At 72.2% G+C, this 26,992-nt stretch carries 23 protein-coding genes; 8 read left to right on the top strand and 15 right to left on the bottom strand.

Annotation, left to right across the window (positions count from 1 at the left end):
• Positions 1–56: 56 nt before the first annotated feature.
• The 5 genes from ACFU5G_RS17270 to ACFU5G_RS17250 form a co-directional block, all read right to left on the bottom strand.
• The gene (locus tag ACFU5G_RS17270; protein WP_377247165.1) at positions 57–1,316 is read right to left on the bottom strand and encodes an acetyl-CoA C-acyltransferase; all 1,260 of its coding nucleotides are present in this window, start codon (positions 1,314–1,316) and stop codon (positions 57–59) included.
• Between the two features lie 72 nt (positions 1,317–1,388).
• On the bottom strand, positions 1,389–2,039 hold the full coding sequence (locus ACFU5G_RS17265; protein ID WP_377247162.1) for a CoA transferase subunit B: 651 nt from the start codon (positions 2,037–2,039) through the stop codon (positions 1,389–1,391).
• Between the two features lie 3 nt (positions 2,040–2,042).
• On the bottom strand, positions 2,043–2,861 hold the full coding sequence (locus tag ACFU5G_RS17260; protein ID WP_377247159.1) for a CoA transferase subunit A: 819 nt from the start codon (positions 2,859–2,861) through the stop codon (positions 2,043–2,045).
• A gap of 82 nt (positions 2,862–2,943) precedes the next feature.
• Complete coding sequence (locus ACFU5G_RS17255) at positions 2,944–3,708, bottom strand: 3-hydroxybutyrate dehydrogenase (RefSeq protein ID WP_377247156.1); 765 nt, start codon at positions 3,706–3,708, stop codon at positions 2,944–2,946.
• Between the two features lie 55 nt (positions 3,709–3,763).
• Positions 3,764–5,125 (bottom strand): MFS transporter, encoded by a 1,362-nt coding sequence (locus ACFU5G_RS17250; protein WP_377247153.1) that lies wholly within the window; start codon positions 5,123–5,125, stop codon positions 3,764–3,766.
• A 166-nt stretch (positions 5,126–5,291) separates the two neighbouring features.
• Between ACFU5G_RS17250 and ACFU5G_RS17245 the strand changes: the two genes are divergently transcribed.
• From ACFU5G_RS17245 to thiL, 3 genes are all read left to right on the top strand, one after another.
• Positions 5,292–6,209 (top strand): LysR family transcriptional regulator, encoded by a 918-nt coding sequence (locus tag ACFU5G_RS17245; protein WP_377247150.1) that lies wholly within the window; start codon positions 5,292–5,294, stop codon positions 6,207–6,209.
• 254 nt (positions 6,210–6,463) lie between these two features.
• Positions 6,464–7,246 (top strand): hypothetical protein, encoded by a 783-nt coding sequence (locus tag ACFU5G_RS17240; protein ID WP_377247147.1) that lies wholly within the window; start codon positions 6,464–6,466, stop codon positions 7,244–7,246.
• A 10-nt stretch (positions 7,247–7,256) separates the two neighbouring features.
• Positions 7,257–8,297: a thiamine-phosphate kinase gene (thiL, locus tag ACFU5G_RS17235; protein ID WP_377247144.1), complete on the top strand. Its 1,041-nt coding sequence runs from the start codon at positions 7,257–7,259 to the stop codon at positions 8,295–8,297.
• A 21-nt stretch (positions 8,298–8,318) separates the two neighbouring features.
• On the opposite strand, the gene ACFU5G_RS17230 is transcribed toward thiL, so the two are convergent.
• The 9 genes from ACFU5G_RS17230 to ACFU5G_RS17190 all read right to left on the bottom strand — a co-directional run bounded on the left by ACFU5G_RS17230 (position 8,319) and on the right by ACFU5G_RS17190 (position 17,593).
• Positions 8,319–9,506 (bottom strand): hypothetical protein, encoded by a 1,188-nt coding sequence (locus ACFU5G_RS17230; RefSeq protein ID WP_377247141.1) that lies wholly within the window; start codon positions 9,504–9,506, stop codon positions 8,319–8,321.
• 237 nt (positions 9,507–9,743) lie between these two features.
• Positions 9,744–10,712, bottom strand: coding sequence for an alpha/beta fold hydrolase (locus tag ACFU5G_RS17225; RefSeq protein WP_377247138.1), 969 nt, complete (start codon positions 10,710–10,712; stop codon positions 9,744–9,746).
• Positions 10,709–11,377: a TetR/AcrR family transcriptional regulator gene (locus ACFU5G_RS17220; protein WP_377247135.1), complete on the bottom strand. Its 669-nt coding sequence runs from the start codon at positions 11,375–11,377 to the stop codon at positions 10,709–10,711. Before ACFU5G_RS17220 ends, ACFU5G_RS17225 begins: the two co-directional genes overlap by 4 nt.
• Positions 11,374–12,924: a class I adenylate-forming enzyme family protein gene (locus tag ACFU5G_RS17215; protein ID WP_377247132.1), complete on the bottom strand. Its 1,551-nt coding sequence runs from the start codon at positions 12,922–12,924 to the stop codon at positions 11,374–11,376. The genes ACFU5G_RS17220 and ACFU5G_RS17215 overlap by 4 nt, the downstream gene beginning before the upstream one ends.
• Positions 12,921–13,982 (bottom strand): branched-chain amino acid ABC transporter permease, encoded by a 1,062-nt coding sequence (locus ACFU5G_RS17210; protein ID WP_377247129.1) that lies wholly within the window; start codon positions 13,980–13,982, stop codon positions 12,921–12,923. The genes ACFU5G_RS17215 and ACFU5G_RS17210 overlap by 4 nt, the downstream gene beginning before the upstream one ends.
• Complete coding sequence (locus ACFU5G_RS17205; RefSeq protein WP_377247126.1) at positions 13,979–14,854, bottom strand: branched-chain amino acid ABC transporter permease; 876 nt, start codon at positions 14,852–14,854, stop codon at positions 13,979–13,981. The genes ACFU5G_RS17210 and ACFU5G_RS17205 overlap by 4 nt, the downstream gene beginning before the upstream one ends.
• Positions 14,851–15,621, bottom strand: coding sequence for an ABC transporter ATP-binding protein (locus ACFU5G_RS17200; RefSeq protein ID WP_377247123.1), 771 nt, complete (start codon positions 15,619–15,621; stop codon positions 14,851–14,853). The genes ACFU5G_RS17205 and ACFU5G_RS17200 overlap by 4 nt, the downstream gene beginning before the upstream one ends.
• On the bottom strand, positions 15,618–16,391 hold the full coding sequence (locus tag ACFU5G_RS17195; RefSeq protein ID WP_377247120.1) for an ABC transporter ATP-binding protein: 774 nt from the start codon (positions 16,389–16,391) through the stop codon (positions 15,618–15,620). The genes ACFU5G_RS17200 and ACFU5G_RS17195 overlap by 4 nt, the downstream gene beginning before the upstream one ends.
• A complete protein-coding gene (locus ACFU5G_RS17190; RefSeq protein ID WP_377247117.1) occupies positions 16,391–17,593 on the bottom strand; it encodes a substrate-binding domain-containing protein in 1,203 nt (400 codons plus the stop codon). Before ACFU5G_RS17190 ends, ACFU5G_RS17195 begins: the two co-directional genes overlap by 1 nt.
• Positions 17,594–17,837: 244 nt before the next feature.
• Here ACFU5G_RS17190 and ACFU5G_RS17185 point away from each other — a divergent pair, with 244 nt between their 5' ends.
• A complete protein-coding gene (locus ACFU5G_RS17185) occupies positions 17,838–19,082 on the top strand; it encodes a PHB depolymerase family esterase (RefSeq protein ID WP_377247114.1) in 1,245 nt (414 codons plus the stop codon).
• A gap of 19 nt (positions 19,083–19,101) precedes the next feature.
• Here the strand turns inward: ACFU5G_RS17185 and ACFU5G_RS17180 are convergent, their stop codons facing one another.
• Positions 19,102–20,658 carry a helix-turn-helix domain-containing protein gene (locus tag ACFU5G_RS17180; RefSeq protein ID WP_377247168.1) on the bottom strand — a complete coding sequence of 519 codons (1,557 nt, stop codon included), beginning with the start codon at positions 20,656–20,658 and terminating at the stop codon, positions 19,102–19,104.
• Positions 20,659–20,814: 156 nt separating this feature from the next.
• Here ACFU5G_RS17180 and aceA point away from each other — a divergent pair, with 156 nt between their 5' ends.
• The 4 genes from aceA to ACFU5G_RS17160 all read left to right on the top strand — a co-directional run bounded on the left by aceA (position 20,815) and on the right by ACFU5G_RS17160 (position 26,922).
• Entirely contained in the window at positions 20,815–22,173 is a 1,359-nt protein-coding gene (aceA, locus tag ACFU5G_RS17175) for an isocitrate lyase (RefSeq protein ID WP_377247111.1), read from the top strand.
• A complete protein-coding gene (gene aceB / locus ACFU5G_RS17170) occupies positions 22,173–24,065 on the top strand; it encodes a malate synthase A (protein ID WP_377247108.1) in 1,893 nt (630 codons plus the stop codon). Before aceA ends, aceB begins: the two co-directional genes overlap by 1 nt.
• 399 nt (positions 24,066–24,464) lie before the next feature.
• Complete coding sequence (locus ACFU5G_RS17165; RefSeq protein WP_377247105.1) at positions 24,465–26,111, top strand: D-alanyl-D-alanine carboxypeptidase family protein; 1,647 nt, start codon at positions 24,465–24,467, stop codon at positions 26,109–26,111.
• A 61-nt stretch (positions 26,112–26,172) separates the two neighbouring features.
• On the top strand, positions 26,173–26,922 hold the full coding sequence (locus ACFU5G_RS17160; RefSeq protein ID WP_377247102.1) for a hypothetical protein: 750 nt from the start codon (positions 26,173–26,175) through the stop codon (positions 26,920–26,922).
• Positions 26,923–26,992: the final 70 nt, after the last annotated feature.

The following is a 26,992-nucleotide window of genomic DNA, read 5'->3' as shown; positions in this document are numbered from 1 at the left end:
GAGCTTGTCGAGACCCACCAAGGTCTCGACAAGCTCGACCAGCGATGCGCGGCCCGTCAGACCTCCAGGAGGAGCGCCTCGCCCTGGCCTCCGCCGCCGCACAATCCGACGGCGGCGCGGCCTCCGCCGCGCCGGGCCAGCTCGTGCGCCGCGTGCACCGCGATGCGCGCGCCGGACGCCCCCACGGGGTGCCCCAGCGCGATACCGCCGCCGTGCACGTTGACGAGGTCCAGCGGCACGCCCAGCGTCTTCGCCGAGACCCCGACCACCACGGCGAACGCCTCGTTGATCTCCACGAGGTCGAGGTCGGCGGCCGTCCAGCCCTCGCGCTCCAGCGCCTGCCCGATCGCCCGGGCCGGCTGGGAGTGCAGCGAGTTGTCGGGCCCGGCCACCTGGCCGTGCGAGCGGACCGTCGCGAGTACCGGCACACCGGCCGCCTCGGCCCTGGCGCGCGTGGTGAGCACGAGCGCCGCGGCGCCGTCCGAGATCTGCGACGAGTTGCCCGCCGTCAGCGTCCCGTCGCTCTTGAACGCGGGGCGGAGCCGGGCAAGCGACTCGGGCGTCGTGTCGGGGCGCACGCCCTCGTCGGTGCGCACCTCGACGGGCTCGCCGCGCCGCTGGGGCACCGAGACCGGCGCCAGCTCCGCCTCGAAGTACCCGTCCTTGGCCGCGGCCGCGGCCCGCTGGTGCGAGGCGGCCGCGATCGCGTCCTGCTCCTCGCGGGAGACGAACACGTCGCCGGAGTTGTGCTCCTCCGTCGAGATGCCCATCGAGACGTCGTCGAACGCGTCGGTCAGGGCGTCGTGCGCCACGGAGTCGACCAGCTCGGCCGAGCCGTACCCGAAACCGGACCGCGCCCCGGCCAGCAGGTGCGGGGCGTTGGTCATCGACTCCTGCCCGCCCACCAGCACCACCGACGCCTCGCCGGTGCGCAGCAGCCGGGCGCCGTCGATGATCGACGTCAGCCCCGACAGGCAGACCTTGTTCACCGTCACGGCCTGCACCTCCCAGGACACGCCGGCGGCCACCGCCGTCTGGCGCGCGGGGTTCTGGCCCGCGCCCGCCTGGATCACCTGGCCGAAGACCACCTTGTCGACGTCGGCCGCGAGCGCCCCCGCGCCCTCCAGCGCCTTGCGCGCCGCGACGGCGCCCAGGTCGACGGCGCTCAGCGCCGACAACGAACCCTTCAGCCGACCCTGCGGCGTCCGCGCCGCCGAGACGATCACCACGTCGTCGGCGCTGTGTGTCGCGCCCGAACCGGTGGCGCCCGGACCGGTGCTCGTGGCACCCGTCGGAGCAGCAAATGCGTCACTCATGAGACCTCCTTTGGCCGTTCTTCCCAGCGTATCTCTCGGGCTCGCACGCGAGCCCGGCGGTCGCGCGCGAGCTCAGCCCGCGGAGCCGACCAGCTCGACGGCGAGCTCCGGCTCCGTCTTGTCGACGACCTCCTCGGCCGTGACCCCGGGCGCGAGCTCACGCAGCACCAGCCCGGACGGCGTCACGTCGAGCACCGCCAGGTCGGTGATGATCCGGTTCACCACGCCCTTGCCGGTCAGCGGCAGCGAGCACTCGCGCAGGATCTTCGGCGACCCGTCGCGCGCCACGTGCTCCATGAGCACGATGACGCGGCCCGCGCCGTGCACCAGGTCCATCGCCCCGCCCATGCCCTTGACCATCTTGCCGGGGATCATCCAGTTGGCCAGGTCGCCCGTGGCCGAGACCTGCATGCCGCCGAGGATGGCGGCGTCGATCTTGCCGCCGCGGATCATGCCGAACGACGTCGCCGAGTCGAAGATCGACGAGCCGGGCAGCAGCGTGACGGTCTCCTTGCCCGCGTTGATCAGGTCCGGGTCGACGGCGTCCTCGGTGGGGTACGGGCCCACCCCGAGGATCCCGTTCTCGGACTGCAGCACGAGGTGCCGGTCGGCCGGCACGTAGTTCGGCACGAGCGTCGGCAGCCCGATGCCCAGGTTCACGTACATGCCGTCGGCCAGCTCGCGCGCGGCGCGCGCGGCCATCTCCTGTCGCGTCAGTGCCATGGTTCAGCCCTCCTTGCCCGACGGCGTGCCCGACGGCGCCGCGGCGGGCTCCGTCACCGTGCGCCGCTCGATCCGCTTCTTGATGTCCGTGCCGACGTGCACCAGCCGGTGCACGTACACGCCCGGCAGGTGCACGCTGTCGGGGTCGATCTCCCCGGGCTCGACGAGCTCCTCGACCTGGGCGATGCAGACCCGCCCCGCCATCGCGGCGAGCGGCGAGAAGTTGCGCGCCGACCGGTTGAACACGAGGTTCCCGTGCCGGTCGCCGCGCAGGGCGTGCACCAGCGCGAAGTCGGTGCTGATGGCCTCCTCCAGCACATATTCGGCGTCGGAGTCCCCGAAGGTGCGCACCTCCTTGGCCGGGGACGCGATCGCCACGCCGCCCGCGCCGTCGTACTTGCGGGGCAGGCCGCCGTCGGCCACCTGGGTACCCACGCCCGTGCGCGTGAAGAAGGCCGCGATGCCCGCGCCGCCCGCGCGGAGCTTCTCGGCGAGCGTGCCCTGCGGGGTGAGCTCCAGCTCGAGCTCGCCCGAGAGGAACTGCCGCTCGAACTCCTTGTTCTCGCCCACGTACGAGCTGGTCATCTTGGCGATGCGCTGCGCGTTGAGCAGCACGCCGAGGCCCCAGTCGTCCACGCCGCAGTTGTTGCTGACCACCGAGAGGCCCGTGGTGCCCTGCGCCAGCAGCGCCTCGATCAGCGCGATCGGGTTGCCGCACAGCCCGAACCCGCCCACGGCCAGCGAGGCGCCGTCGGGGATGTCCGCGACCGCCTCGGCCGCACTGGCGACCACCTTGTCGAACCCGGTACGTGCTCCAGTCATCATCGACTCCTCCATCACGTCAGTCCTGGCAGGTCATGCCATGTGCCAGTGTCACACTCCCGGCGCGCCGCCGGGCAGCACCTCACCGCGCGCTCCAGCCGCCGTCGACGGCCCACGAGGCGCCGGACACCATGGCGGCGTCCGGGCCCGTGAGCCAGCCGACCAGCGCGGCGACCTCGTGCGGCTCCACGAGCCGCTTGACCGCGGACTCCGCGAGCATGACCTTCGCCATCACCTCGGACTCCGGGATCCCGTGCGCCTTGGCCTGCTCGGCGATCTGCTTCTCCACCAGCGGCGTGCGCACGTAGCCGGGGTTGACGCACACGCTGGTCACACCGTGCTCGCCGCCCTCCAGCGCCGTCACCTTCGACAGCCCCTCCAGCCCGTGCTTGGCCGCCACGTACGCCGACTTGAACGGCGAGGCCACCAGCCCGTGTACCGACGAGATGTTGACCACCCGCCCCCAGCCGCGGGCGTACATGCCCGGCAGGGCGGCGCGGACCAGCAGGAACGGCGCCTCCAGCATGATCCGCTGGACCAGCCGGAAGTCGTCCGGCACGAAGTCCTGGATGGGGCTGACCCGCTGGATGCCCGCATTGTTCACCAGGACGTCGGTCTCCAGGCTCAGGTCGTCGAGCGCCCGGGTGTCGGAGAGGTCGACCACCCAGGCCTCGCCGCCCACCTCCTCGGCGAGGGCCTTGGCACCGTCGCCGTCGACGTCCGCGACGGTCACCTGCGCGCCGCGCGCGGCCAGCTCCCGGGCGCAGGCGGCGCCGATGCCGCTCGCACCGCCCGTCACCAGCGCCCGGCGACCGTCGAGCCGGTGCTCCTGGGTGTTCCGGTTCATCGTCGTTCCCTCTCCTCGGTGTTCCCGCACCCCGTCGTTCCCCTTGCGTTCCCGGTCAGTCGTTCGCGGCGAGCGCCCGCTCGCGGGCCTGGTCCTCGGCGTCGAGCGCGTGCAGGGACGCGCCCTTGGTCTCGCGCAGCGCGATCGCCGCGACCAGGGTGATGAGGGCCGCGATCGCCATGTAGACGGCGGTGGGCCACCAGGAGCCGGTGTTCTTGAGCCAGGTGGTGGCGAGGATCGGCGCGAGCGAACCGGCGACGATGGAGGTCACCTGGTAGCTGATCGAGACGCCGGAGTACCGCATCCGGGTCGGGAACATCTCGGCCATGATCGCGGGCTGCACGGCGTACATCAGGGCGTGGAACAGCAGGCCGGCCATGAGCACGGCCAGGATGACCCAGAGGTTCTTGGTGTCCATCGCGGGGAAGGCGAACCAGCACCAGGTCGCGCCGAGCACTGCGCCCGTGATGTACAGCGGCTTGCGGCCCACTCGGTCCGCGAGGCGCCCGACGGCGAGGATCACCACGAAGTGGAACGCGTGCGCGGCCGCGACGACGCCGAGGATGCGCGTGGTGTCCATGCCGAGCGCGGTGCCGAGGTAGACGATCGAGAAGCTGACCACGAGGTAGTACAGGATGTTCTCCGCGAACCGCAGGCCCATGCCGGTGAGCACGCCGCGCGGGTAGCGCTTGATCACCTCGAGCACGCCGTAGCCCTTGTCGCCCTCCTCGATCTCCGCCTTGGCCTCCTCGTAGATGGGGGCGTCGGAGACCCGGGTGCGCACGTAGTAGCCCACGACGATCACCACGGCCGACAGCCAGAACGCGACGCGCCAGCCCCAGGCGAGGAAGGCCGCGTCGGTCAGGGTGGCCGACATCGTGTAGAGCACGACGGTCGCGAGCAGGTTCCCCGCGGGGACGCCGGCCTGCGGCCACGCGGTCCAGCGGGCCCGCTCGGAGTCCTTGCTGTGCTCCGCGACGAGCAGCACGGCGCCGCCCCACTCGCCGCCGAGCGCCACGCCCTGCACGAAGCGCAGGATCACGAGCAGCGCCGGGGCGAGGAAGCCCACCTGCTGGAACGTGGGCAGGCAGCCCATGAGCACGGTCGCCACGCCGATCAGCACGATCGTGAACTGCAGCGTGTACTTGCGCCCGAGCTTGTCGCCCAGGTGGCCGAAGATGATGCCGCCCAGCGGCCGGGCGAGGAAGCCGACGGCGTAGGTCACGAACGCGGCGATGATCGCGTCGTAGGCGTTGCCCGTCTCGGGCATGAGCACCTTGTTGAACACGAGCGCCGCGGCGGTCGCGTAGAGGAAGAAGTCGTACCACTCGACGACGGTGCCGGCCATCGAGGCCGCGACGATGCGTCTGATCAGCGACCGGTCGTCCGGTGCGTGGGTGCCCTGCTGTGCGGACATGCTGCTGCTCCTAGGTGTCGACTCTGACACGGGGTGCGGCCGGGAGCGCGGTCCGCGCCGTCGGCCACCTGTGACTCGCCCGAGTGTTCCCGGCGGGCGGTGTGCGCAGCAATGACGAACTGGGCAGAGGCGGTGTGCACGAATGCACACTTGGTACGGTCGCGGCATGTCAGCCCGCAACGAACCGCCGGCCGGCCAGGTGGCCGACCAGCTCCTGGTGCTGCTGGCCGTGGCCCGCACCGGCCGCTACACGACGGCGGCCCGCGCGCTCGGCGTCAACCACACCACCGTGGCCCGCAACATCACGGCGCTGGAGCGCGCCCTCGGCGGGCGTCTCCTGGTCAAGGGCGCGGACGGCTGGGAGCTCACCACGCTCGGCCGCCGCGCGGCGCGCGCGGGCGAGGCCGTGTCGGACGCCGTGGACCGGCTCGTCGGGGGCGACACCGAGGCCGACCCGGTCACCGGCGTCGTACGCATGACGGCGACCGACGGGTTCAGCGCCTACGTGGCCTCCCCCGCTATCGCCCGGCTGCGGGGCGCGCACCCCGAGCTGTCGGTCGAGCTCGTCACGGTCACGCGCGTGGCGACGCACCACCGCTCGGGGGTCGACGTCGACGTCGTGGTCGGGGAGCCGAACGTGCAGCGGGCCAAGGCCGTGCGCCTGGGCGAGTACGTGCTCGGCATGTACGGCTCGCGGGACTACCTGGCGCGGCACGGCACGCCCACCACGGTCGAGGAGATGTCGCGGCACGGCCTGGTCTACTTCGTCGACTCGATGCTCCAGGTCAACGACCTCGACGCGCCGCGCCGCCTGGTGCCCGGCATGCCGGACGCGCTGGCCTCCACCAACGTGTTCGTGCACGTCGAGGCCACGCGCGCCGGCGCGGGACTGGGGTTCCTGCCCTGCTTCATGGCCGACCGGCACGACGACCTGGTGCGGCTGCTGCCCGACGAGGTCACCGAACGCCTGCCCTACTGGGCGGTGATCCGCAGCGAGTCGTGGCGCCGGCCGGCCGTGACCGCGGTGGTGCAGGTGCTGGTCGACGAGATGAACCGGCAGCGGGACCGGATGCTGGGCGTGTGACCGTCGAGCGGCCTGAACGGCCGAGCAGACGCAGAGGGGCGAAAACGAGTTCGCGACGCAGCGGACCAAAGCAAAATCAGGCATTCCGCGAGTGGAATTGTCGGGATTTTGACTGAACGAGAGAATGTCGCGCGAAATCAGGACTGAAATATCACCCGCATATTTCACTCGTTGGTTGCCGCACCACGTCGCCCAGCACTAACATCATACTGTTGTTTCGATAAATCCGGCTTGGGCGAATCAGGAGACGGGCGTTGACGACCGCGCGCGCGGAGAACTGCGACTTCTGCGAGATAGAGCGAGAGAGTCTCGGGGGTGACGGCCGCGACCTGTCCGAACGTCAGCTTCACCGCGATGCCGCGACGGGACTCGGGGTGTATGCGGACATCGCACCCGTGAAACCAGGGCACCTGCTCCTCCTCGCCCCCGGGCACGACCTCACCATGGCAACGGCGCTCGCCGGAGACGGCGAGCGATGGCGTTACGTGGACGCGGTGCGAGAGGCTTACCGGAGGACGTTCCCGGACAACGGTCTGACGATCCTGGAGCACGGCTCCGGGGGCACGGGACACAGGCGCGACTGCATCGAACACGCGCACTGGCACCTTCTGCCGTTTGAACACGAGCTCGGGGAAATCGTCGACGCGGATCTTCGCGCCGCGCTGAACGAAGATCAGGCACAGAAAGAATGCCTGAGCGACATTCGCGCCCTTGACTCCCGCTATGGCAAAAGCAATTACTTGCTCTACCTCGACCATGGAAAAAACCCGGATCCGACGAGCGGCCCGGCCCGGGCATACCTGTACACGCTCAAGGTCTCACTGCCCTATCAGCAGTACACACGGAGCGTCGGGTACCGATACGTGGCCACGACGACCGGGACCCAGGTCGGAGCCCTGGACTGGGACTGGGCGCTTCATGCGAGCAGCCGCCTGGTCGAGCAGACGATGCAGATGCGGACCCAGTTCGCCCGGCACGTCGATTCAGCCCTGCTCCGCCCGGTGAACGACAGACTCCACGACCTGGTCGTTGCATGACACTGTTCCCATGAGCCCTCTGGACGAACCAGCTCGAGTCGCCCGGCTGACGGCCATGCTCGACAGCGGTCTCGACGAGTGGTCCGCCGTGCTCACCAACGGCGCCTCGCTCAAGCTGGCGGCGAGCGCATCCGCGCGTGACGACTGCGCAGTCCTCACCTTGCCAGGCATGGACCTCGTGGTCGGCAGCGACTACGTCCGGGGCGCCGGCTTCTCCATGTACGAGCACGGGCAGATGTCCGACTACGACATCGGCTACTACCTGGTCGTCGCCAACATCAGTGACGTCGCCGCCATGGGTAGCCTGCCGGCCGGGGTCCTCGTGGTGGTCCGCTACCCGCAAGACCTTCCGGACGCCGCCTTCGACGACATCATGCGCGGAGCGGACGAAGCGGCCCGGAGATACGGGACCCGGATCATCGGCGGCGACACGGGCACCGCGGACCAGCTCTATCTTTCCGGCACGGCCCTGGGCGTGAGCGAACCAGGCACTGTACTGAGACGCTCCGGGGCACAACCTGGCGACCACCTGTTCGTCAGCGGTGAGACCGGGATCGCCGAGGCCGCTCGGCGCTACTTCGAGCACGTCGCCGACGGCGGCGCCCGCCTCACCGCAGATGTCGAACATGCGCTGGGTGAGTCCTGGCGCCGCCCCCGCGCCGATGTAGATCTAGGACTTCGGCTCGCGAGCTCCGGCGTCGTCACGAGCTGCCAGGACACGTCTGACGGGCTCAAGGCCACGATCAACCAGATCGCCGAGGCCAGCGGCGTGGGTTTCGACGTCGAGGCCGGCAACGTGCGGATCTCGCCGCTCGTCGAACAGGTTGCCGGGGTGACCGGCCGCCCCGTCGAGGACCTGGTCTTCGGCGGATCGGTGGACTTCCGCCTGGTCTTCACGGTGAACGGCGGCGCGACCACCGTGACCGACTTCCTGGGACAGTTCAGCGACGCAATACATATCGGTTCGGCCACCGCAGGCGGTGAGGCACGGCTGCTCCAGCGCGACGGGTCGGCGTCCGAGCTCCCGGGAGTGCCGTGGCGGCACGTCTGACCGACCCACCCGGGAGCCGGGTCACTCCCTACCGGTCCAGTTGAGGACGATCGTGGTGACCACGCCCGCCGCCACGCTCGCCACGGTGGTCAGCACCGCCGTCACCCAGCCCGGCAGACCTGCGGTGAGCGCGAAGGACGTCGTGGCGACCGTGATGACCAGCCATCCGACGATCCCCACGGCCGACGGCGGCAGACGACGAAGCCAGCCGACGAACCTCATCTGCTCGAACGGCACACCGGACGCGACCCGCGCCCGCTGAGCCTCGTCCAGAAACCGGTCGAGCCAGTTGATGTCCACGAAAGACACCCGGTCGTTGTACTCCGCCCGCGGCCCGCCGTGCACCGAGACCGCAGCACAAAGCTGCTTCACAAGCTCCCGTACGCTGCGGTCGTTGACCCAGCGCGGCTCGGCCAACAGCAGCGCGTGGGCGACGATCACCTGGTCAGGGAAGAGCATGGTGTGATTCCGCACCTCGTGCCGCTTCGGCACGAAGAACAGGCGCGGTACGTGCTCGATCGGCCGACCTCGTTGGACCCGTAACCACTGGCGCAGGTCCGCCGCCGCGACCCGGAGCACACGATCCGTGTTCGCGGTGACATACCCCTCGCGCCGGATGGTTCCGAGCGCGATCGCGGCATAGGCCCGCTCGAGGAGCTTGAGCCGTTCGTCGTCGAACAGCTCTTGCTCCAGCCACTCGACCGCACGGTGCAGCTCCTCCCGATCAGCGAGCGCCGGGATCCTGCCCAGGACCGCAACCGCGTGCGCCGTCGTCAGCACTCGCGGGCGGTCCGGTTCCGCCTGAACGGAGTGCCACCCCCAGCCCCGACCGTCCAGCATGCTGTCGAACAGGCGCTGCACCACAGGTCTCGACTCCAGGTCGGGCGCCCCGGCGTCGACGAGCGCTTCCACGATCGCCGTGACCTTGAACGTGATCACGAGGTCCGTCTCGTCGAACAGCAGCACCGCCGGGCCGTCGATGGAGGCTTCCGGCAGCAGCTCGAGCGTTCGCCACGGCACGCGGCCGTGGCGGGCCAGGGTGGCGCACGCGGCACTCGTGCCGTGGATGCCGTATTGGTTGGTGTGGATCAGGCCGTCCGCAAACTGCCCCCACACCAGGTGGTCCTGGACGCGCAGCGCGGAGTCCTCGATGGTCCGGACCAGTCGATGACGCGCGACATCCACGCGACCGAAGTCGCTGGACTCCACCTGCCTCGTATCCATCGAACCTCCAACCGCCCACGCATGACCATATTTTACTGATCTATTACCAATAGATCCAGCAAAGCATGTCGCCTAGGTGGCTGGCTACCGCCTCTTTCACCTGCGGGTGGACTCTTGAGATCGCACCGGCCGAGCCGAGGTTACTCCAGCATTACCCATACTCGAACTTGGCTATGAGAAGTATCGAATTTGACTATTTGATCGTGTTGCGACGCCAGTCGGTCAGCCCACCGCCGCCACCACCGCCGCCACCCCCGGCTCCGCCATGATGATCGTGTAGTGGTTCACGCCCGCCACCTCGCTCGCGGCCAGCCCCGGCAGCCGCCCCGCCCACTCGGCGACGGTCCCCGCCGGGTACATCCCGCCCGGCTGGTCGAGCAGCCCGCGCGGCGCCCGCAGGAACGTGATCGGCAGCCCGGTCTCGGCGGCCCAGGCCAGCGCGCCGCGCAGCGCGTCGCCGCGCGCCGAGTCCGCCGAGTCGGCGGCGACGGCGGCGGGTGACGTCGCCGGGCGGAGCACCGGACCGCCGTCGGACCCGTCAGCGGCCGGGAACTCCGCCAGGTCGTAGTCCACGTACTGCTCCACCACCGGCGTCCACTCGCCGAACGCGGGGTGCGCCCGCCAGAACTCGCGGTACGCCTCGCGGCTCGGGAACTCCTGGCTCAGCCGCTCGATCGCGGGCCCGAGCAGGGCTCGCACCAGCTCGTCGGGCGTCGCGCCGTCCGGCACGCCCGGCGGCAGCGGGATCGGCAGCCCGCCGTCGACCAGCACGAGGCGCTCCACCAGGTCCGGGTGGCGGTGGGTCAGCACGAGCGACACGAACCCGCCCATCGAGTGCCCGACGACGACGGCCGGGCCGCCGGCGAGCTCGCGGACCGCGGCGGCGACGTCGTCGGCGTGAGCCGCCATGCCGTACGGGCCCGGCAGGCCGTTGCTGCGGCCGCGGCCGCGCAGGTCGGGCGCGATCACGCGGCGTCCCGGCAGCGCCTCGACCACGGCCGGCCAGGCCCGGTGCGAGGCGGTGATGCCGTGCACCAGCACGACGGCGGGCAGCGTGGCACCGTCGGCGCCGGTCGCCGCGGGCGCCGTCGGCTCCCAGACGCCCACCCGCAGCGTGCCGCCCGCCACCGCGACGTCGTGCGTGGTGTAGGTGTGCGAGCCGGTCCCCTCGACCTGGTCGACGATGCTCATGAACGCCCCTCCTCCTCGGTCCTGCCGGGCGCCAGCGCCCGCTCGATGAACGTCATCGCCTGGTCGAACACCTCGGGCGGGACGGCCGACGTCGGACCGCCGGGGGCGACGTCGGGGCCCCACAGGACCCAGCGCATCCCGACGATCTCGCCGATCCCCATCAGGGCCCACGCGGCCACCTCCGGGTCGATGTCGCCGACCTCCCCCGCCGCCTGCGCCTTGGCGAGGCCGTCGCGGTAGCCCTCGACGATCCGCGTGTAGTGCAGGCGCAGCGCGCCCGGCGACACGAACTCGGCCTGCCGCACGATCCGGTACAGCGCCGGGTGCTCGGCGGTGAACTCGAAGAACGCGCGGAAGCCCGCCCGCTCGGCCTCGATCCGGGTGCCGGCCTGCGAGGACGCCTCGATCATGGTGTGCCGCACGCGCCGGTTCAGGTCCTCGACCACCTCGTCGAAGATCTCGATCTTCGAGGTGAAGTACAGGTAGAAGGTGCCCTGGCCCACCCCGGCCGCCTCGGTGATCTTGACGATCGAGGCGTCGTGGAAGCCGAGGTCGGCGAAGACCCGCTCGGCGGCCACGAGGATGCGCGCGCGGGTGCGCTCCCCCTTGGTCAGGCGGCTCGGCGCGGCGGGGTCGGACTCGCTGGGCTGGGAGATCGTGCTCACGGGGCCTCCTCGGCAGGGCGTACGTGGAGCGCGGAGCGCACCACCTTGTTCAGGGACGAGCGTGGCAGGTCGGGCACGAGCTCGAAGTGCCGGGGCACCTTGAAGCCCGCAAGCTCACGGCGGCAGAAGGCCGCCAGGTCCTCCGCGTCGGTGAGCTGCCCGCCGCGCGGCACCACGAAGGCGTGGCCCACCTCGCCCCAGCGCTCGTCGGGCACGCCGACGACGGCGGCGTCCGCCACGGCGGGGTGCCGGCGCAGCACCGCCTCCACCTCGGCCGGCGTGACGTTCTCGCCGCCCGTGATGAACACGTCCTTGAGCCGGTCCACCACGCGGTAGTACCCGTCGGCATCGCGTTCCACCAGGTCACCGGTGCGCAGCCAGCCGCGCGCGAACGACGCCGCCGTGGCCTCCGGCTCCCGGAAGTAGCCCGCGAACACGCTCGGCCCGCGCACCAGCAGCTCGCCGGTGGCGGTGCCCACGAGGTGCTCGCCGGTGACCGGGTCGGCCACCGCGACCTCGACGTGCGGGTAGGGCACGCCGGCGGAGCCCACGCGGTCGCGTGCCACGTCGTCGGGCAGGCAGAGCACGTTGGGGCCGGCCTCGGTGAGGCCGTAGCCCTGCGTGAGCGCGACGCCGCGCCGGTGCCAGGCGCGCAGCAGCGGCTCCGGCATGGGTGCGCCACCGACGACGGCGTGCCGCAGCGAGCTGAGGTCGGCCGCCGCGAACCCGGGGTGCTCCGCGAGCAGCAGGTAGTTGGTGGGCACGCCCATCATCGTGGTGACCCGGCGGTCGGCCACCAGGCGCAGCACCCGCTCGGGCTCGAAGGTGCGCTCCAGCACCACGGTCGCGCCGGTCCACCAGGCCAGCAGCGGCTGGATGTTCCAGCCGCCCACGTGGAACTGCGGCAGCACGGAGAGCACCACGTCCGTGCTGGTCAGCTCGACCGTGCGGGAGAGGGACAGGTTGTTCCAGAAGCAGTTCGCGTGCGTCAGCAGCGCGCCGCGCGAGGTGCCGCCCGTGCCGGACGTGAACACCAGCAGCAGCGGGTCGTCGTCGGCCACCTCGCGGCCGGGCCCGCCGGCGGGCGCCTCGGCCAGGTCCGTGCGGCGCCGGGTGGGCGGCGGCACCCGGGCCTCCACGCCGTGCGGTCCGAGTGCCGTGCGCGACGGCGGGAGCGGCAGGCGTTCGAGCGCGGCGTCCGCGAGGGTGCCGCACTCCTCCTCGACCAGCACGAGCGCGGGGTCGGCCTGGTCGAGCTGGGCCGCGAGCTCGTGCGGCGACAGCCGCCACGACAGCGGCGCGAGCACCAGCCCGGCCTTGGCGCAGGCGAAGAACAGCACCACCTGGTCGGAGCTGTTCCCGGTCACGGTCGCGATCCGGTCGCCCACGCCGTAGCCGGCGTCCCGCAGCCGGGCCGCCAGGGCCGTGGCCCGGGTCTCCAGTGCGCGATAGGTCAGGGTGACGCCGCGGTCGTCGACGGCCACACGGTCGGGCGTCGCCAGGGCGCGGTCGCGCGGCCACCGGCCGAGCGTGTGCAGGTCGCTCATGCCGCGACCCCCTCGGGTGCGGGGCTCGCCGCCGGACGACGCCGGGCGGCCAGCCGCTGCGCCGCGCCCGCCAGTCCGCCCGGCAGGAACAGCACGACCAGCACGAAGCACGTGCCCAGCAGGAACATCGGCTCCGACAGCGGGATGCGCAGCACGGCCGGCAGCCCGGCCACCGCCTCCGAGTGCGCGAGCTCGGCGAGCCGCTGGTCCAGCAGCGTGTACAGCACGGCCCCGACGACGGCGCCCCAGCGCGAGCCGACGCCGCCGAGGACCACCATGACCAGGAGCGTCAGCGTGAAGTCCGCGGTCGACGTCGCCGGCGAGGCGCCGGACTGGAGCAGCAGGTACGCCATCCCGACGACGGTGGCGAGCGACGCCGCCAGCACGAACACCACGAGCTTGGTCAGGTAGGGGCGGCCGCCGATGATGCGCACCCGCACCTCGTTCTCGCGCACCGCGGCGGCCACGTGCCCCGCGCGGCTGCGCTCGATCCACAGCACCACCAGGTAGACCACCAGCAGCACCGCGAGCGCCACCCAGTACAGGTTGCGGGTGTTGACGACGCCGACCAGGGCGGCCGGGACGCCGTCGGTCGCCAGGGCGAGGCCCTCCTCGCCCCCGGTCAGGTCGCCCTGGTCGCGGCGCACCAGCACGTTGCCCGCCTGGGCGAACGCGAGGGTGACCATGGCGAACGAGATGCCGGTGACCCGCAGCGAGATGGCGCCCACGACGAACGCGAGGGCCACGCCGCCCACGAGCACGAGCGCGGCGGCGGGCAGGAGCGGCACGTCGGTGCGGTCGAGCACGATGGCCAGGCCGTAGATCCCGGCCGCGAAGTAGAGCGCGTGCCCGAAGCTCATCAGGCCCGCGACCCCGAACAGCAGGTGGTACGAGAGCGCGAGCGCCGCCGTCAGCCAGCACAGGGCGAGGAGCTGGAGCGTGCCCGGCTCGTAGGTGTACCCCGGCAGCACGCCCGGGACCGGGATCGCGAGCAGTGGCAGGCAGGCCAGGAGCACGAGCGTGGCGAGCGCGCCCAGGAGGGTTCGGGTGCGGTTCATGCGGTCCTCCCCAGCAGTCCGGACGGGCGCACGAGCAGCACGAGCGCCAGGAGCAGGACGACGATCAGGTCGCCGGTGTTGTTCAGGTAGAAGTTGGCGAGCTGCTGCAGCACGGCGACGACGACGGACGCCACCGCCGCCCCGGTCAGCGAGCCCATGCCACCGATCACCGTGACGATGAACGCGAAGATCAGCAGGCTCGCGCCCATGTGCGGCGACACGTAGTTGAGCGACTGCGTGGCCAGCACACCGCCCAGTCCGGCCGCCGCCCCGCCGACGGCGAACACGAGCGTGAACGCCCGGCGCACGTCGATGCCGAGGGCCGTCACCATGGCCCGGTTCTCCACGCCCGCGCGGATGATCAGGCCGTACCGCGTGTACCGCAGGAACGCGACGATCCCGCCGAGCACCGCGGCCCCGGCGAGGACGTTGAGGAACGCGGTGTTCGGCACGTGCGCGCCCAGGACGTCGGTGGTCGAGGCGAGCCAGCCCGGCCGCGTGACGTTCCGGGGGTTGGGCCCCCAGATGCCCTCGAACAGCGCGACCGTGGCGAGCGAGAGCCCGACGGTCACGAGCACCTGCTCGATGTGCCGGTCGTACAGGGGCCGGATGAGGCCCAGCTCCGTGGCGGTCGCCGCGGCCGCGCCGGTCAGCGCGCCCACGAGGAGGCCCAGCAGGAGCCCGCCCCACGTGCCCGCGCCGACCAGGTTGCCGGCCGCCAGCCCGACGAACGCGCCGAGCGTGAGGAACGAGCCGTGCGCGAAGTTCAGCACGCCCATCAGGCCGTAGATCAGGGACAGGCCCGACGCGACCAGGAAGTACAGCCCACCCAGGCCGAGGCCGGTGGCGATCAGGAGGATCAGGGTGCTCATCGAGCGGCCTCCGTCTCGCCGGCCGAGCCCGCCGAGACCCCCAGCAGCCGCTGCACCAGCTCGGGGTCGTCCAGCAGCTCCCGCGCCGGTCCCGTGTGCACCACGCGCCCGGCGTCGATCACCACGACGCGCTCGGCAAGCCGCTCGACGACCTGCAGGTTCTGCTCGACGAGCAGCACGGGCACCGTCAGCGCGGCGGTGGCCAGTGTCTCGGCCACCTCGGTCACGATCCGCGGGGCCAGCCCCTTGGTGGGCTCGTCCACGAGCAGGATGCGGTTGTCGTTGAGCAGCGCCCGGGCCAGGGAGACCATCTGCTGCTGCCCACCGGAGAGCGTGCCCGCGCGCTGGCCGGCCCGCTTGACCAGGTCCGGGAACAGGGCGTCGACCAGCCCGCGGCGTTCCGGCGTCGTGCCGTGCGCCGTCGTGCCGTGGCGTTCCGCGAGCCGCAGGTTCTCCGCCACGGTCAGGCCCGCGAACACCTCGCGGTCCTCCGGCACGTAGCCGACGCCGCGGCGGACGATGCGGTCCGTGCGCTCGCCGTCCACGCGGACGCCGTCGAGCAGCACCTCGCCCGACCGCTCGACCAGGCCGAGGACCGCCCGCAGCGTGGACGTCTTGCCGACGCCGTTCCGGCCCAGCACGGCCGTCACGCCCGAGGCCGGGACCTCGAACGACACGTCGTGCACCACCTCCTGGCCGGCGATGCGCGCGGACAGCCCGCGCACCTCCAGCACCGGCGCAGGTCGAGCCTGTCGAGACCCGCTCATGCCGCGCTCCCCGCCGTCGTGCCCAGGTAGGCCGACTGCACCGTCTCGTCCGCCATGACCTTCTCCGGGACGTCGCAGGTCAGCAGCTCGCCGTGGTGCAGCACCGCGACGCGGTCGGCCAGGCCGAGGACCACGTCCATGTGGTGCTCCACCATGAGCACGGTCCGGCCGGACTCGTTGATGGACCGGATCACCTCGACCAGCCCGGCCACGTCGCCCGTCGCCACGCCCGCCATCGGCTCGTCCAGCAGCACCACGGACGAGTCCATCGCCAGCAGCACGGCGATCTCCAGCTTGCGCTTGTCGCCGTGCGAGAGGTCGCCGGCCGCGACGTCGGCCCGGTGCGTCAGGCCCACCGTGACCAGGTGCTCGGCGGCCTCCGCCGACGCCGCGTCGCCGCGCCGGGGGAAGCTCAGGACCGAGAGGCTGCCGCCGAGGCGGCGCTGGGTGGCGAGCCGGACGTTCTCCGCGACCGAGAGCCGCGGGAACAGGCTGGACGTCTGGAAGGTCCGGCCGAGGCCGGCCCGCGCCCGTACCGCGACGGACGCCGCGGTCACGTCCCGGCCGTCCAGCAGCACGCGGCCGCTCGTGGGCCGGTACAGGCCGCTGATCAGGTTGAACAGCGTGGTCTTGCCCGCACCGTTGGGGCCGATCACGCCCACCAGCTCGCCGCGGCCCACCCGGAGGTCTACCCCCGTCAGGATCCGCGCCCCGCCGATCGTCAGCCCGAGCCCCGTGGTCTCCAGGACCGGCTCGCCACCCCTTGCCACTACTCGGTCACCTCCGCCGGTGCGACCGACTCGCCGTCGATGACCTCGACCAGCTCGGGCGTCCAGGCGTCGCCGTCCTTGACGAGCTTGGCCTGGTACATCGGCTGGATCAGGGCGTGGTCGGACGCGCGCACCGTGGTCTCGCCCTTCGGGCCCTCGAACGTGTACCCCTCCAGCGCGTCGACCATCGCCTCGACGTCGCCGGCGCCCTCCTCGACCGCGTGCACTACGAGCTGCGCCGCCACGAAGCCGTCCGGCGTGAACAGGTCGGGCGTGCCGCCGGCTGCCTCGACGGCGTCGAGCATCGCGGTCTCGGTCTCGGTGCCGGCCGCGCCCGGGAAGTAGTGGTTCAGGAAGCTGACCTTCTCCGCCGCGTCCCCGTAGGCGCCGTAGGTGGCGACGTCGCCCAGGCCGGTCACGACGGTGGTGTCGTCGAGCACGCCCTGCTGGTCCAGGCCCTGCCACATCGCACCCGTCGTGGCGCCGGCCCAGGCCACGAAGACCATGTCAGCACCTGCGTCGAGCACCTTCTTGGCGAACGGCGTGAACTCGGTGGCGTCCTCGGGCACCAGCACCGAGGAGACCTCGGCGCCCTGCCCGCCCAGCACGCCCTCGACGGCGGCCAGGTTGCCCTGCCCGAACGCGTTGTCCTGCGCGAACACCACGACCTTGGCGCCCTTCGGGTCCACGAACGTGCCCGCCGCGGCGACGTCCTGCAGCGACTGCCGGCCGCTGCGGAACGTGTACCGGTTGATGCCCGTGAGCGTGTCGACGGCCGCCGGGCCGGAGACGTACAGGACCTTGTTCTGCTCGGCCTGCTCGGCCAGGGGCAGCGCCACGCCCGAGACGACGGTGCCGCCCAGGATCTGGTAGCCCTTGCCGATCAGGTCCTTGGCCTGCGAGACGGCCTTCTCGGGGTCGCCTGCGTCGTCGTGGTAGGTCACGTTCAGCTCGTGGCCGGCCACCGTCCCGGTGCCGTCGGTGGCGTAGTCGATGCCCGCCTCGAAACCTTGCTTGTAGGCCGCGCCGTAGGCGGCGAGCGGCCCGGACTCCGAGTACACGATGCCGACGTCGATCGGCGCGGCGCTCTCGTCGTCGCCGCTGCCGCCGGTGCTGCTCGCGCCGGTCGGCGCGCACGCCGCGAGCGCCAGGCCCGTGACCGCCGCCGCGGCGACGGCCATGAGGGACTTCCTCGTCCGCATGACTCTGCCCTTCTTCGGGTGGTCGCCGCTCGTCCGGTCGGGCGCCGTCGCCCAAACCTGAGAGGCGATTCAGGTTGCGGAGATAGTGGACGAGACGGGCATCTCATGTCAACCCACCCGGCCCGGGAACCGGGTGGGTGAACTGTTGACAGGTGATTCAGGTCGCACCTAATGTCCGCAGATGTCCGGCTGACCCCGCGCATCGGAGCGCCTCGGGCGGCACGACCTCAACGTGGAGGTTCGAATGACACACCCATCCCCGCGGCCCCGTCGCCGCCTGTTCACGCTGCTCGCGGCGGTCGTCGCGATCGCGCTGACCCCGCCCGCGGTGGCGGCCGTGGCCGCCGTCGCGCAGCCCACCGCCGGCGCCTGGTCGTCACGCACGGCGGGCGGCATGACCACGCAGCTCTACGTGCCGACGTCGGCCCCCGAGCTGGCGGCCGGGCGGGCCCTGATGATCAACCTGCACGGGTGCGTGCAGACCGCGAACGACCTGAGGAACGGCGGCAACTGGGCCGCGACCGCCGACGAGCGCGGCATGGTCGTGGCCGTGCCCGCCGCGCCGAACGGCGGCGTGCTGCTCGGCTGCTGGGACTACTACGACACGTCCCACTCGCGGGCCAACCCGGCGCGGCACGACGACAACCTGCTCCAGCTCGTCGACGACCTGCTCGGGGACGCCGCCCTCGGCATCGACCCGAACCAGGTCTACCTCTCCGGGCTGTCGTCCGGCGGCGGCGAGACCATGGTGATGGGCTGCCTCGCGCCCGACGTCTTCGCCGGGATCGGCATCAACGCGGGCCCGACGGTCGGCACGACGTCCGGCCAGATCGGGTACGTCGCGACCACCCAGGCGCAGGCGACGTCGACCTGCCGCAGCTTCGCCTCGACCGGCTCGCCCGGCTTCGGCACGCAGGTGACGTCGGTGGTCTACGGCTCGTCGGACACCACGGTGGCGACCGGCTACAACACGCTGAACGCGCAGGTCATGGCCGGTATCTACGGGGCGTCGACCCAGTCGTCGTTCTCCCTGGCGGGGCTGCCCGGCAGCAACACCGCCGGCACCGGCACCCTCTGGTCCGACGCCGCCGGGCCGCGCGTCTCCCTGATCGCCAACTCGAACGTGAGCCACGCCTGGCCGGCCGGCGGCGGCCCGGGCGGCTCGTACATCTCGACGAGCTCGGTGAACTACCCGGCGTACGTGACGGACTTCTTCTTCGACAACAACCGGCGCGTGGACCGGACCGGCGGGCCCACGAACCCGCCCACCGACCCGCCGACGGACCCGCCCACCGAGCCGGGGCTGTTCTGCGGCGCGGCCACCAACGCGCAGCACCAGGCCGCGGGCCGGGCGACGTCGTACGGCATCGACCCGTACAACCCGTTCTACGCCGTCGGGTCCATGGACTACCTGGGCCAGGGCAACACCACGGTGACCACGCTGCGGGAGACGTCGGAGGGGGTGTTCGACCTGGTCACGGCCTGCTGACGCGGCACAGCCGACCCGCTCAGCCCTCGGGCGCGTGCCGCGCCGACCCCTCGGGCGCGTGCCTTTCCAGGAACCGGTAGACCTCCGTGGTCTCCACACCCGGGTACGCGCCCGAGGGCATCGCGGCGAGCATCGACGCGTGCGGCCGCGCCGAGGGCCAGGCGAAGTCGCCCCACTTCTCGGTGAGGTCCGCGGGCGGGCGCCGGCAGCACGACTCGTCGGGGCACCGCGAGGCCGACCGCACCGTGGTCTCGCGCCCGGAGAACCACTTGACGTCCGCGAACGGCACGCCGACCGACACGGAGAACGCGCCGTCGGACGTGTTCTCCACGCGCGAGGTGCACCAGTACGTGCCGGACGGCGTGTCCGTGTACTGCGCGTACGGGTTGAACCGGTCCTCGACGTCGAACACCTGGCGCGCCGTCCACTGCTTGCACACGTGTTGCCCCTCGACGGCGCCCAGGGCGTCGGACGGGAACCGCACGCCGTCGTTCTCGTACGCCTTGTGCAGGATCCCCGACTCGTGCACCTTCATGAAGTGCACCGGGATGCCGAGGTGCCGCGTGGCGAGGTTGGTGAACCGGTGCGCGGCGGTCTCGAACGACACCCCGAACGCGTCGCGCAGGTCCTCGATCGCGATCGCCCGCTCGTCCTTGGCGTCGCGCAGGAACTTCACGCCCGGCTTCTCCGGCACCATCAGGGCGGCCGCCAGGTAGTTGGCCTCGACGCGCTGGCGCAGGAACTCGCCGTAGTGCCCCGGCTCGGTGTGGTCCAGCACGTGCGAGGCGAGCGCCTGCAGCAGCGCGGACCGGGTGTTCGACCGGCCGCGGAACCCCTTGGACGGCAGGTACAGGCGCCGGTTGCGGGTGTCGATGACGGACCGCGTCGAGTGCGGCAGGTCGCTCACGTAGTGCAGCGTGAAGCCCAGGTGCGCGGCGATCTCGGCCGCCATGCGCTGCGGCAGCGGCCCGGTGGTGTGCCCGACGTCGGCCAGCAGGCCCTTGGCGACCTGCTCCAGCTCGGGCAGGTAGTTGTCCTTGGCGCGCATCTCGTCGCGGAGCTCGCCGTTGGCCCGCCGCGCCTCCTCGGGGGTGGCCGCGCGCTCGGTGTGCAGGCGCTCCAGCTCCCGGTGCAGCGCCAGGATCGTGCCGAGCGCGTCGGAGGGCAGCGACTTGCCGATCCGCACGCCGTCGATCCCGAGCGACGCGAACAGCGGGCCGCGCTGCACCCGCTCCAGCTCGATCTCCAGGGCGTCCCGTTCCGACGGCGGCTCTGCCGACAGCAGGTCGTCCACGCCGGCGCCCAGCGCCCGGGCAATGGCCTGCAGCTGCGAGAACTTGGGCTCCCGCTTGCCGTTCTCCAGCGTGCTGATCTGCGACGGGGCGCGGTCGATCGCGGCCGCGAGGTCCTCGAGCGTCATGCCCTTGCTGGTCCGCAGGTAGCGGACGCGGCGGCCGATCGTGAGGGCGTCCGGCTCGGCGTCCGTCGTCGGGCCCGGCGCGCTCTGCCCGCTCTGCGTAGAACGCGAGGAAGTCGCGTTTCGCGCGGTTCTGCGATTTTGGGGGCTACCTACCATGCCCGAGGGTGACATACGAGGAGGCTTCCGTTCAACAGAAGAACTGCAAATCTTCTGCTCGGATCTGCTTGAGGAGGGGGTTGCGGAGGGCAGATGGTCGTAACACGTCACCGGCAGACGCGGTGGCAACGTTCCGTCCCGAGAAGGAGACCCGCCATGAGCGCACCCACGATCGACCCCACGTCCGAGGCGACCACGTCCGCGACGACCGCGGTGCCGGCGCAGGCCTCCGTCCGCGCCGGGGACCAGGTCCAGACAGCCGAGGAGCTGCGCCAGTCCTGGGAGTCCGACCCGCGCTGGGCCGGCATCGAGCGCAGCTTCACGGCCGAGGACGTCGTCGCCCTACGCGGCTCGGTCGGCGAGGAGAGCACGCTGGCCCGCCGCGGCGCCGAGCGCCTGTGGCGCCAGCTGCACGAGGAGGACTACATCAACGCCCTCGGCGCGCTGACCGGCAACCAGGCCGTGCAGCAGGTCAAGGCGGGCCTGCAGGCCATCTACCTCTCCGGCTGGCAGGTGGCCGGCGACGCGAACCTCTCGGGGCAGACCTACCCCGACCAGTCGCTCTACCCGGCCAACTCCGTGCCGGCCGTGGTCCGCCGCATCAACAACGCGCTGCTGCGCGCCGACCAGATCGATGTCTCCGAGAACGGCGCCCCGACCCGCGACTGGCTCGCCCCGATCGTGGCCGACGCCGAGGCCGGCTTCGGCGGCCCGCTCAACGCGTACGAGCTGATGAAGTCGATGATCCAGTCCGGCGCCGCCGGCGTGCACTGGGAGGACCAGCTCGCCTCCGAGAAGAAGTGCGGCCACCTGGGCGGCAAGGTGCTCATCCCCACCCAGCAGCACGTGCGCACCCTGAACGCGGCCCGGCTCGCGGCCGACGTCGCCGACGTGCCGTCGATCGTGATCGCCCGGACCGACGCCGAGGCCGCGACCCTGATCACGTCCGACGTCGACGAGCGCGACCGCCCGTTCATCACCGGCGAGCGCACCAACGAGGGCTTCTACAAGGTGACCAACGGCATCGAGCCGTGCATCGCCCGCGCCAAGGCGTACGCGCCGTACTCCGACCTGATCTGGATGGAGACCGGCACGCCGGACCTCGAGCTGGCCCGCAAGTTCGCCGAGGCCGTCAAGGCCGACTTCCCCGACCAGATGCTGAGCTACAACTGCTCGCCGTCGTTCAACTGGAAGAAGCACCTCGACGACGACACGATCGCCAAGTTCCAGCGCGAGCTGGGCGCCATGGGCTTCAAGTTCCAGTTCATCACCCTGGCCGGCTTCCACGCCCTGAACTACTCGATGTTCGACCTGGCCCACGGCTACGCCCGCGAGCAGATGTCGGCCTACGTGAAGCTGCAGGAGCTGGAGTTCGCCGCCGAGGAGCGCGGCTACACCGCCACGCGGCACCAGCGCGAGGTCGGCACCGGGTACTTCGACCGCGTCGCCACCGCGCTCAACCCGGACTCGGCGACCACCGCGCTGGCCGGCTCGACCGAGGCGGCGCAGTTCTGATGACCGCCACCATCGACACCCGCGCCCAGGGCACCAGCCCGTACGACGCCGACGCCGGCCTGGCCGGGATCGGCACCCCGCCGGCCTCCGCCCGGACGAGGTCCGCCCACTCGGCGTCCGCCCACTCGACCACGACGCCGTCGGCCCCCGCTCCGACACCTGCGCCGGCCCCCACGCCTGCTCCCCGGAGCGCGCCTCCCAGCACGCTGCCGAACGGCGGCGTGGGCGCCTCGGGGACCGGCACCCGCCGGGGCGTGATCACCGTGACCGCCGCCGTCGGGCCGCGCTACGGCGAGATCCTGACGCCGGAGGCCCTGGCGTTCCTCGCCCTGCTGCACGACCGGTTCGACGCCCGCCGCGACGAGCTGATCGCGCAGCGCCAGCTGCGCCGGCAGGACATCGCGGACGGCGCCGACCCCGACTTCCGGGCCTCGACCCGACCCGTGCGGGACGACCCGCACTGGCGGGTCGCCGGGTCGCGGAACGCGCCCGGCCTGGAGGACCGGCGCGTCGAGATCACGGGTCCCACCGACCCGAAGATGACCATCAACGCGCTCAACTCCGGGGCCCGCTGCTGGCTGGCCGACGCCGAGGACGCGTCCAGCCCCACGTGGCCCAACGTGATCGAGGGCCAGCTCGCGCTGCACGACGCGATCCGCGGCACGCTCGCCTTCACCAACGAGGCGGGCAAGGAGTACACGCTGCGCTCGCCGGACATCGCGGACCTGCCGACCATCGTGTTCCGGCCGCGCGGCTGGCACCTCGACGAGGCGCACCTGCGCTACACGGACGCGAACGGCATCACGTCGGGCGCGCTCGGGAGCCTGGTGGACTTCGGCCTGTACTTCTTCCACAACGCCGCCGAGCTCATCGCGCGCGGCCGCGGCCCGTACTTCTACCTGCCCAAGCTGGAGGGCTACCGGGAGGCGCGGCTGTGGAACGAGGTGTTCGAGGTGGCGCAGGACGCCCTCGGCATCCCGCGCGGGACGGTGCGCGCCACGGTGCTCGTCGAGACGCTGCCCGCGGCGTTCGAGATGGAGGAGATCCTCTACGAGCTGCGCGACCACTGCGCGGGGCTGAACGCCGGCCGCTGGGACTACCTGTTCTCGGTGATCAAGTGCTTCCGCACCCGCGGGAAGTCGTACGTGCTGCCGGACCGCGCGCAGGTGACCATGACGGCGCCGTTCATGCGGGCGTACACCGAGCTGCTCGTGGCCACCTGCCACAAGCGCGGGGCGCACGCGATCGGCGGCATGAGCGCGTTCATCCCGGACCGCCGCGACCCGGAGGTCTCGGAGACCGCGTTCGCCAAGGTCAGCGCCGACAAGCGGCGCGAGGCCGGCGACGGCTTCGACGGCACCTGGGTGGCCCACCCCGACCTCATCCCGGTGGCCCGGGCCGAGTTCGACGCCGTGCTCGGCGACGCGCCCAACCAGGTCTCCCGCCTCCGGGACGACGTCGAGGTGGGGCAGCACGACCTGCTCGACGTTGCCTCGGCGCGCCGCTCCGGGGCGACCGTGACGTCCGCCGGCCTGCGGTCGAACGTCTCGGTGGCCGTGCGCTACCTCGACGCGTGGCTCCGCGGTACCGGGGCCGCCGCGCTGGACAGCCTCATGGAGGACGCCGCCACCGCGGAGATCTCGCGGTCGCAGGTGTGGCAGTGGATCGCGTCGGGCACCCTGACCGACGACGACCAGCAGCCCGTGACCCGCGAGCGCGTCGAGGCGATCCTGCTCGACGTCGTGGCGTCGCTGCCCCACGGCCACGGCAACCGGATCGACGACGCGGCCGAGATCTTCCGCGCCGTCGCCCTCGAGGACGACTTCCCGGCGTTCCTCACGAACCCCGCGTACCAGGGGTACCTGGTGGGCTCGGCGGTCGACCGGCCGTAAGGCCTCGACCACCGCCCACCGGCCATCAGGCTGGGACGCCCCGCTGTCGGGGCGTCCCTTCCACCGCCCGACGCCGCGCCCGGTCGCCGCTCTCTCGGCGCCCCACCACCCCTGGGGTGTGACCGGCGCGGCGTCGGGCTCTCACCTGCCTACGGCAAGCGCGACATTCCGGTTGTTGCAAGCGCCGTCAGTAGCGCTACCCTGGGCGTTCTTGGACGGACGGCACCGGGGCCTCATCAGCGCCGATGCCCAGACCGGTCGGCGGGCGGACGCGGTCCGCGACAGCCGATGTCATACGCAAGGGGGCGTTGACCAGTGACGGACGAGCCGAACGGCGCGGGGCCGAGCAGTGCGGGGCCGAGCAGTGCCGGGCCGAGCAGGACCAGCACGCCAGAGCCGGTGAGCGGTGGCCGGACCGCGACCGGCGCCGCGTTCTTCCGCGGCCGGGCCGCGCGCCGCGCCCTGACCGGTCGCCGGGCACGCAACGCGTGGACCGGCGCCGTCGCGCTGGCGATGACCGGCGGGGTGCTCGTCAGCGCCTCGGCGAGCGTGCCGTCGCCGCACCTCCTGCCGGACGGCGCCCCCGCCTCCGCCGCGCAGCCGGCCGCGGCGCGCACGGTCGAGGTGGGCGCGGCGGAGCAGCGCCCCGCGACGGCACCCGAGGTCACCGCACCGGACGGCGTCACGGTGAGCCAGGTGCTCGCCGTCCTGGACCGCGCCGAGGCGATGCTGCGGCAGAGCTCCGAGCCCAGCCCCGCCGTCGCGCAGGCCGCCGCCGAGCTCGGCATGCTCTACACGACGTACCAGGCGCAACAGCTCGCGCTTACGGAGGCCGACCGGCCGCTGCGGGTCGAGTCCGCGCCGACGGCGGGCGAGCCGCGCACGCCCGCCACGACCGACGAACCGGTCCGCGCCACGCAGGTCTCCCGGACCGTCACCGGCGGAACCCACGGGAGCCGCGCCCCGGAGTGGGGCACCTCGGAGAACCTCCCGGCCGTCGAGGTCGTGCCCGAGGAGGCCGGCGAGTACGTCACCTTCGACGAGGTGGCCGTCGCGGCGATGCGGCTCGCGAACATGCTCGACCCGTCCTCCCCCACCGCGCTCGTCGAGACGCTGCCGGACGCCGGGACGTCCCTGCGCCGGAACCTGCTGGACACGGTGGCGGCCTACGGCGGCTCCACCGCCGGGTACGCCAACGGCCGCATCCCCGCCGACGTGCTGTGCGCGTTGCCGTTCGCGCCGGGCCACCTGCTGCGCTGCGACGCCGCCGAGCGCCTGACGGCGCTGAGCGCCCGGTTCGAGAAGGAGTTCGGCCACCCGATCCCGCTCACGGACTCGTACCGGTCCTACGAGATGCAGGTGGCGGTCCGGGGCGCCAAGCCGCACCTGGCCGCGATCCCCGGGACGTCGAACCACGGCTGGGGCCTCGCGGTGGACCTGGGCGACCCGATCGCCGGCGGCGCCTCCGACGAGTACGTCTGGCTGCGGCTGCACGCGCCCGACTACGGCTGGGACAACCCGTCCTGGGCGCAGCTCGCCGGCGCCAAGCCCGAGCCCTGGCACTTCGAGTTCTTCGCCGCCGGTTCCATCCCCAACCGGGCCATCGACCCGTCCGACGTCGGCTCGTGGACGACGGTGGCGAGCACCGATCCCGCGAACCCGGGATTCCGGTCCGCCGGGGAGTCGGGTGACCGGAAGCGATCCTCGTCCGACGGTGGGTCGGGCTCCGGCGGGAGCGGCTCCGGCACGGACGACGGACAGGGCGGCGGGGCGGACGCGGGGTCCGGCTCAGGCGGTGGCTCGTCGGCGGGCTCGGGCGACCAGACGCCGGCCGCCCCCGGGAAGCCGGCGCCGGCCGAGCCCGAGCCCTCGGAACCGCCCACGCAGGCGGAGCCGGACGCCCCGGCCGAGACCGGCCTGGTCGAAGACGTCGTGGGCGGCACGCTCGACCTGGTGGGCGGCACCGTCGACGGTGTGGTCGGCGGGGTCGTCGGCGGCCTGCTCGGCGGCACCAGCACGGGTGGCACCAAGAACCCGACCGGGTGAACTTTTCGCAGCAGTTCCGTTGTAGCGGTTTTGGGTGGTTTTAGCCCGATACGGTGCCCGCATGTCCGACGACGAGGGCGCCCGCCGCGCTCCAGAACCGAATCCGACCCCTGAGCCAGTTCCGGCTTTGGTCGCACCGAACGGTGCAGTCGCCGACGCCGCGAGCGACTCCGTGGGCAAGGGCGCGACCGCGGCCGGACCGGCATCGAGCGACGGGAACGCGCCTGATGTCGGCCGGTCCGCGATCGGCACGGACGCGGCGCCGCCCGGCGTCGGACCGGCCACGTCCTCCAGGCCGGTCCCGCAGACTCCTTCAGCCCTCGTGGCGTTCCTCAAGGAGCACGCCGTCACCCTCGTGCTGGTCGTGCTGCTGATCGCCGCCGTGGTGTGGGGCGCGCTCGGCGTGGTCTCGACCAACGACTGGAAGGCGCGCGCGGCGGGCTTCGCGTCCGACCTGGCGAGCGCGAAGCAGACCGTCGCCGATGCCCACGCGACGATCGACGACCTGGAGATCGCCAAGGAGCGCGCCGAGACCACCGCGACGGCGTGCGTCGGCGCGATCGACGACGCGGACGCGATGCTGGAGGTCTCGGCCAAGATGGACGACAAGACGGTCGTCTACCTGGAGGGGCTGAACGACTTCATGGCCGCGGTCGCCGCGGGCAACATGTCGACGGCGGAGACGATCGGCGCCGAGATCGACGCCCTGGGCGCGCAGCTCGACGACCTGAGCAAGCAGATCGAGGGGCACATCGACGACTACGAGGACACCTCCGCGGGCTGCCACGTCGATGCCGCGCAGGGCGTCTGACCGGCACACCGACGCGTCCGGCCAGCAGAATCTGACCAGCAGAACAGGACGGCGGGCGGGTGACCGAGGT

It is taken from the genome of Promicromonospora sp. NPDC057488 (genome assembly GCF_042802395.1).
Taxonomy (GTDB): domain Bacteria; phylum Actinomycetota; class Actinomycetes; order Actinomycetales; family Cellulomonadaceae; genus Promicromonospora.
Note: the sequence above shows the minus strand (reverse complement) of the source record. Positions and strands in the feature narration are given on the sequence as shown.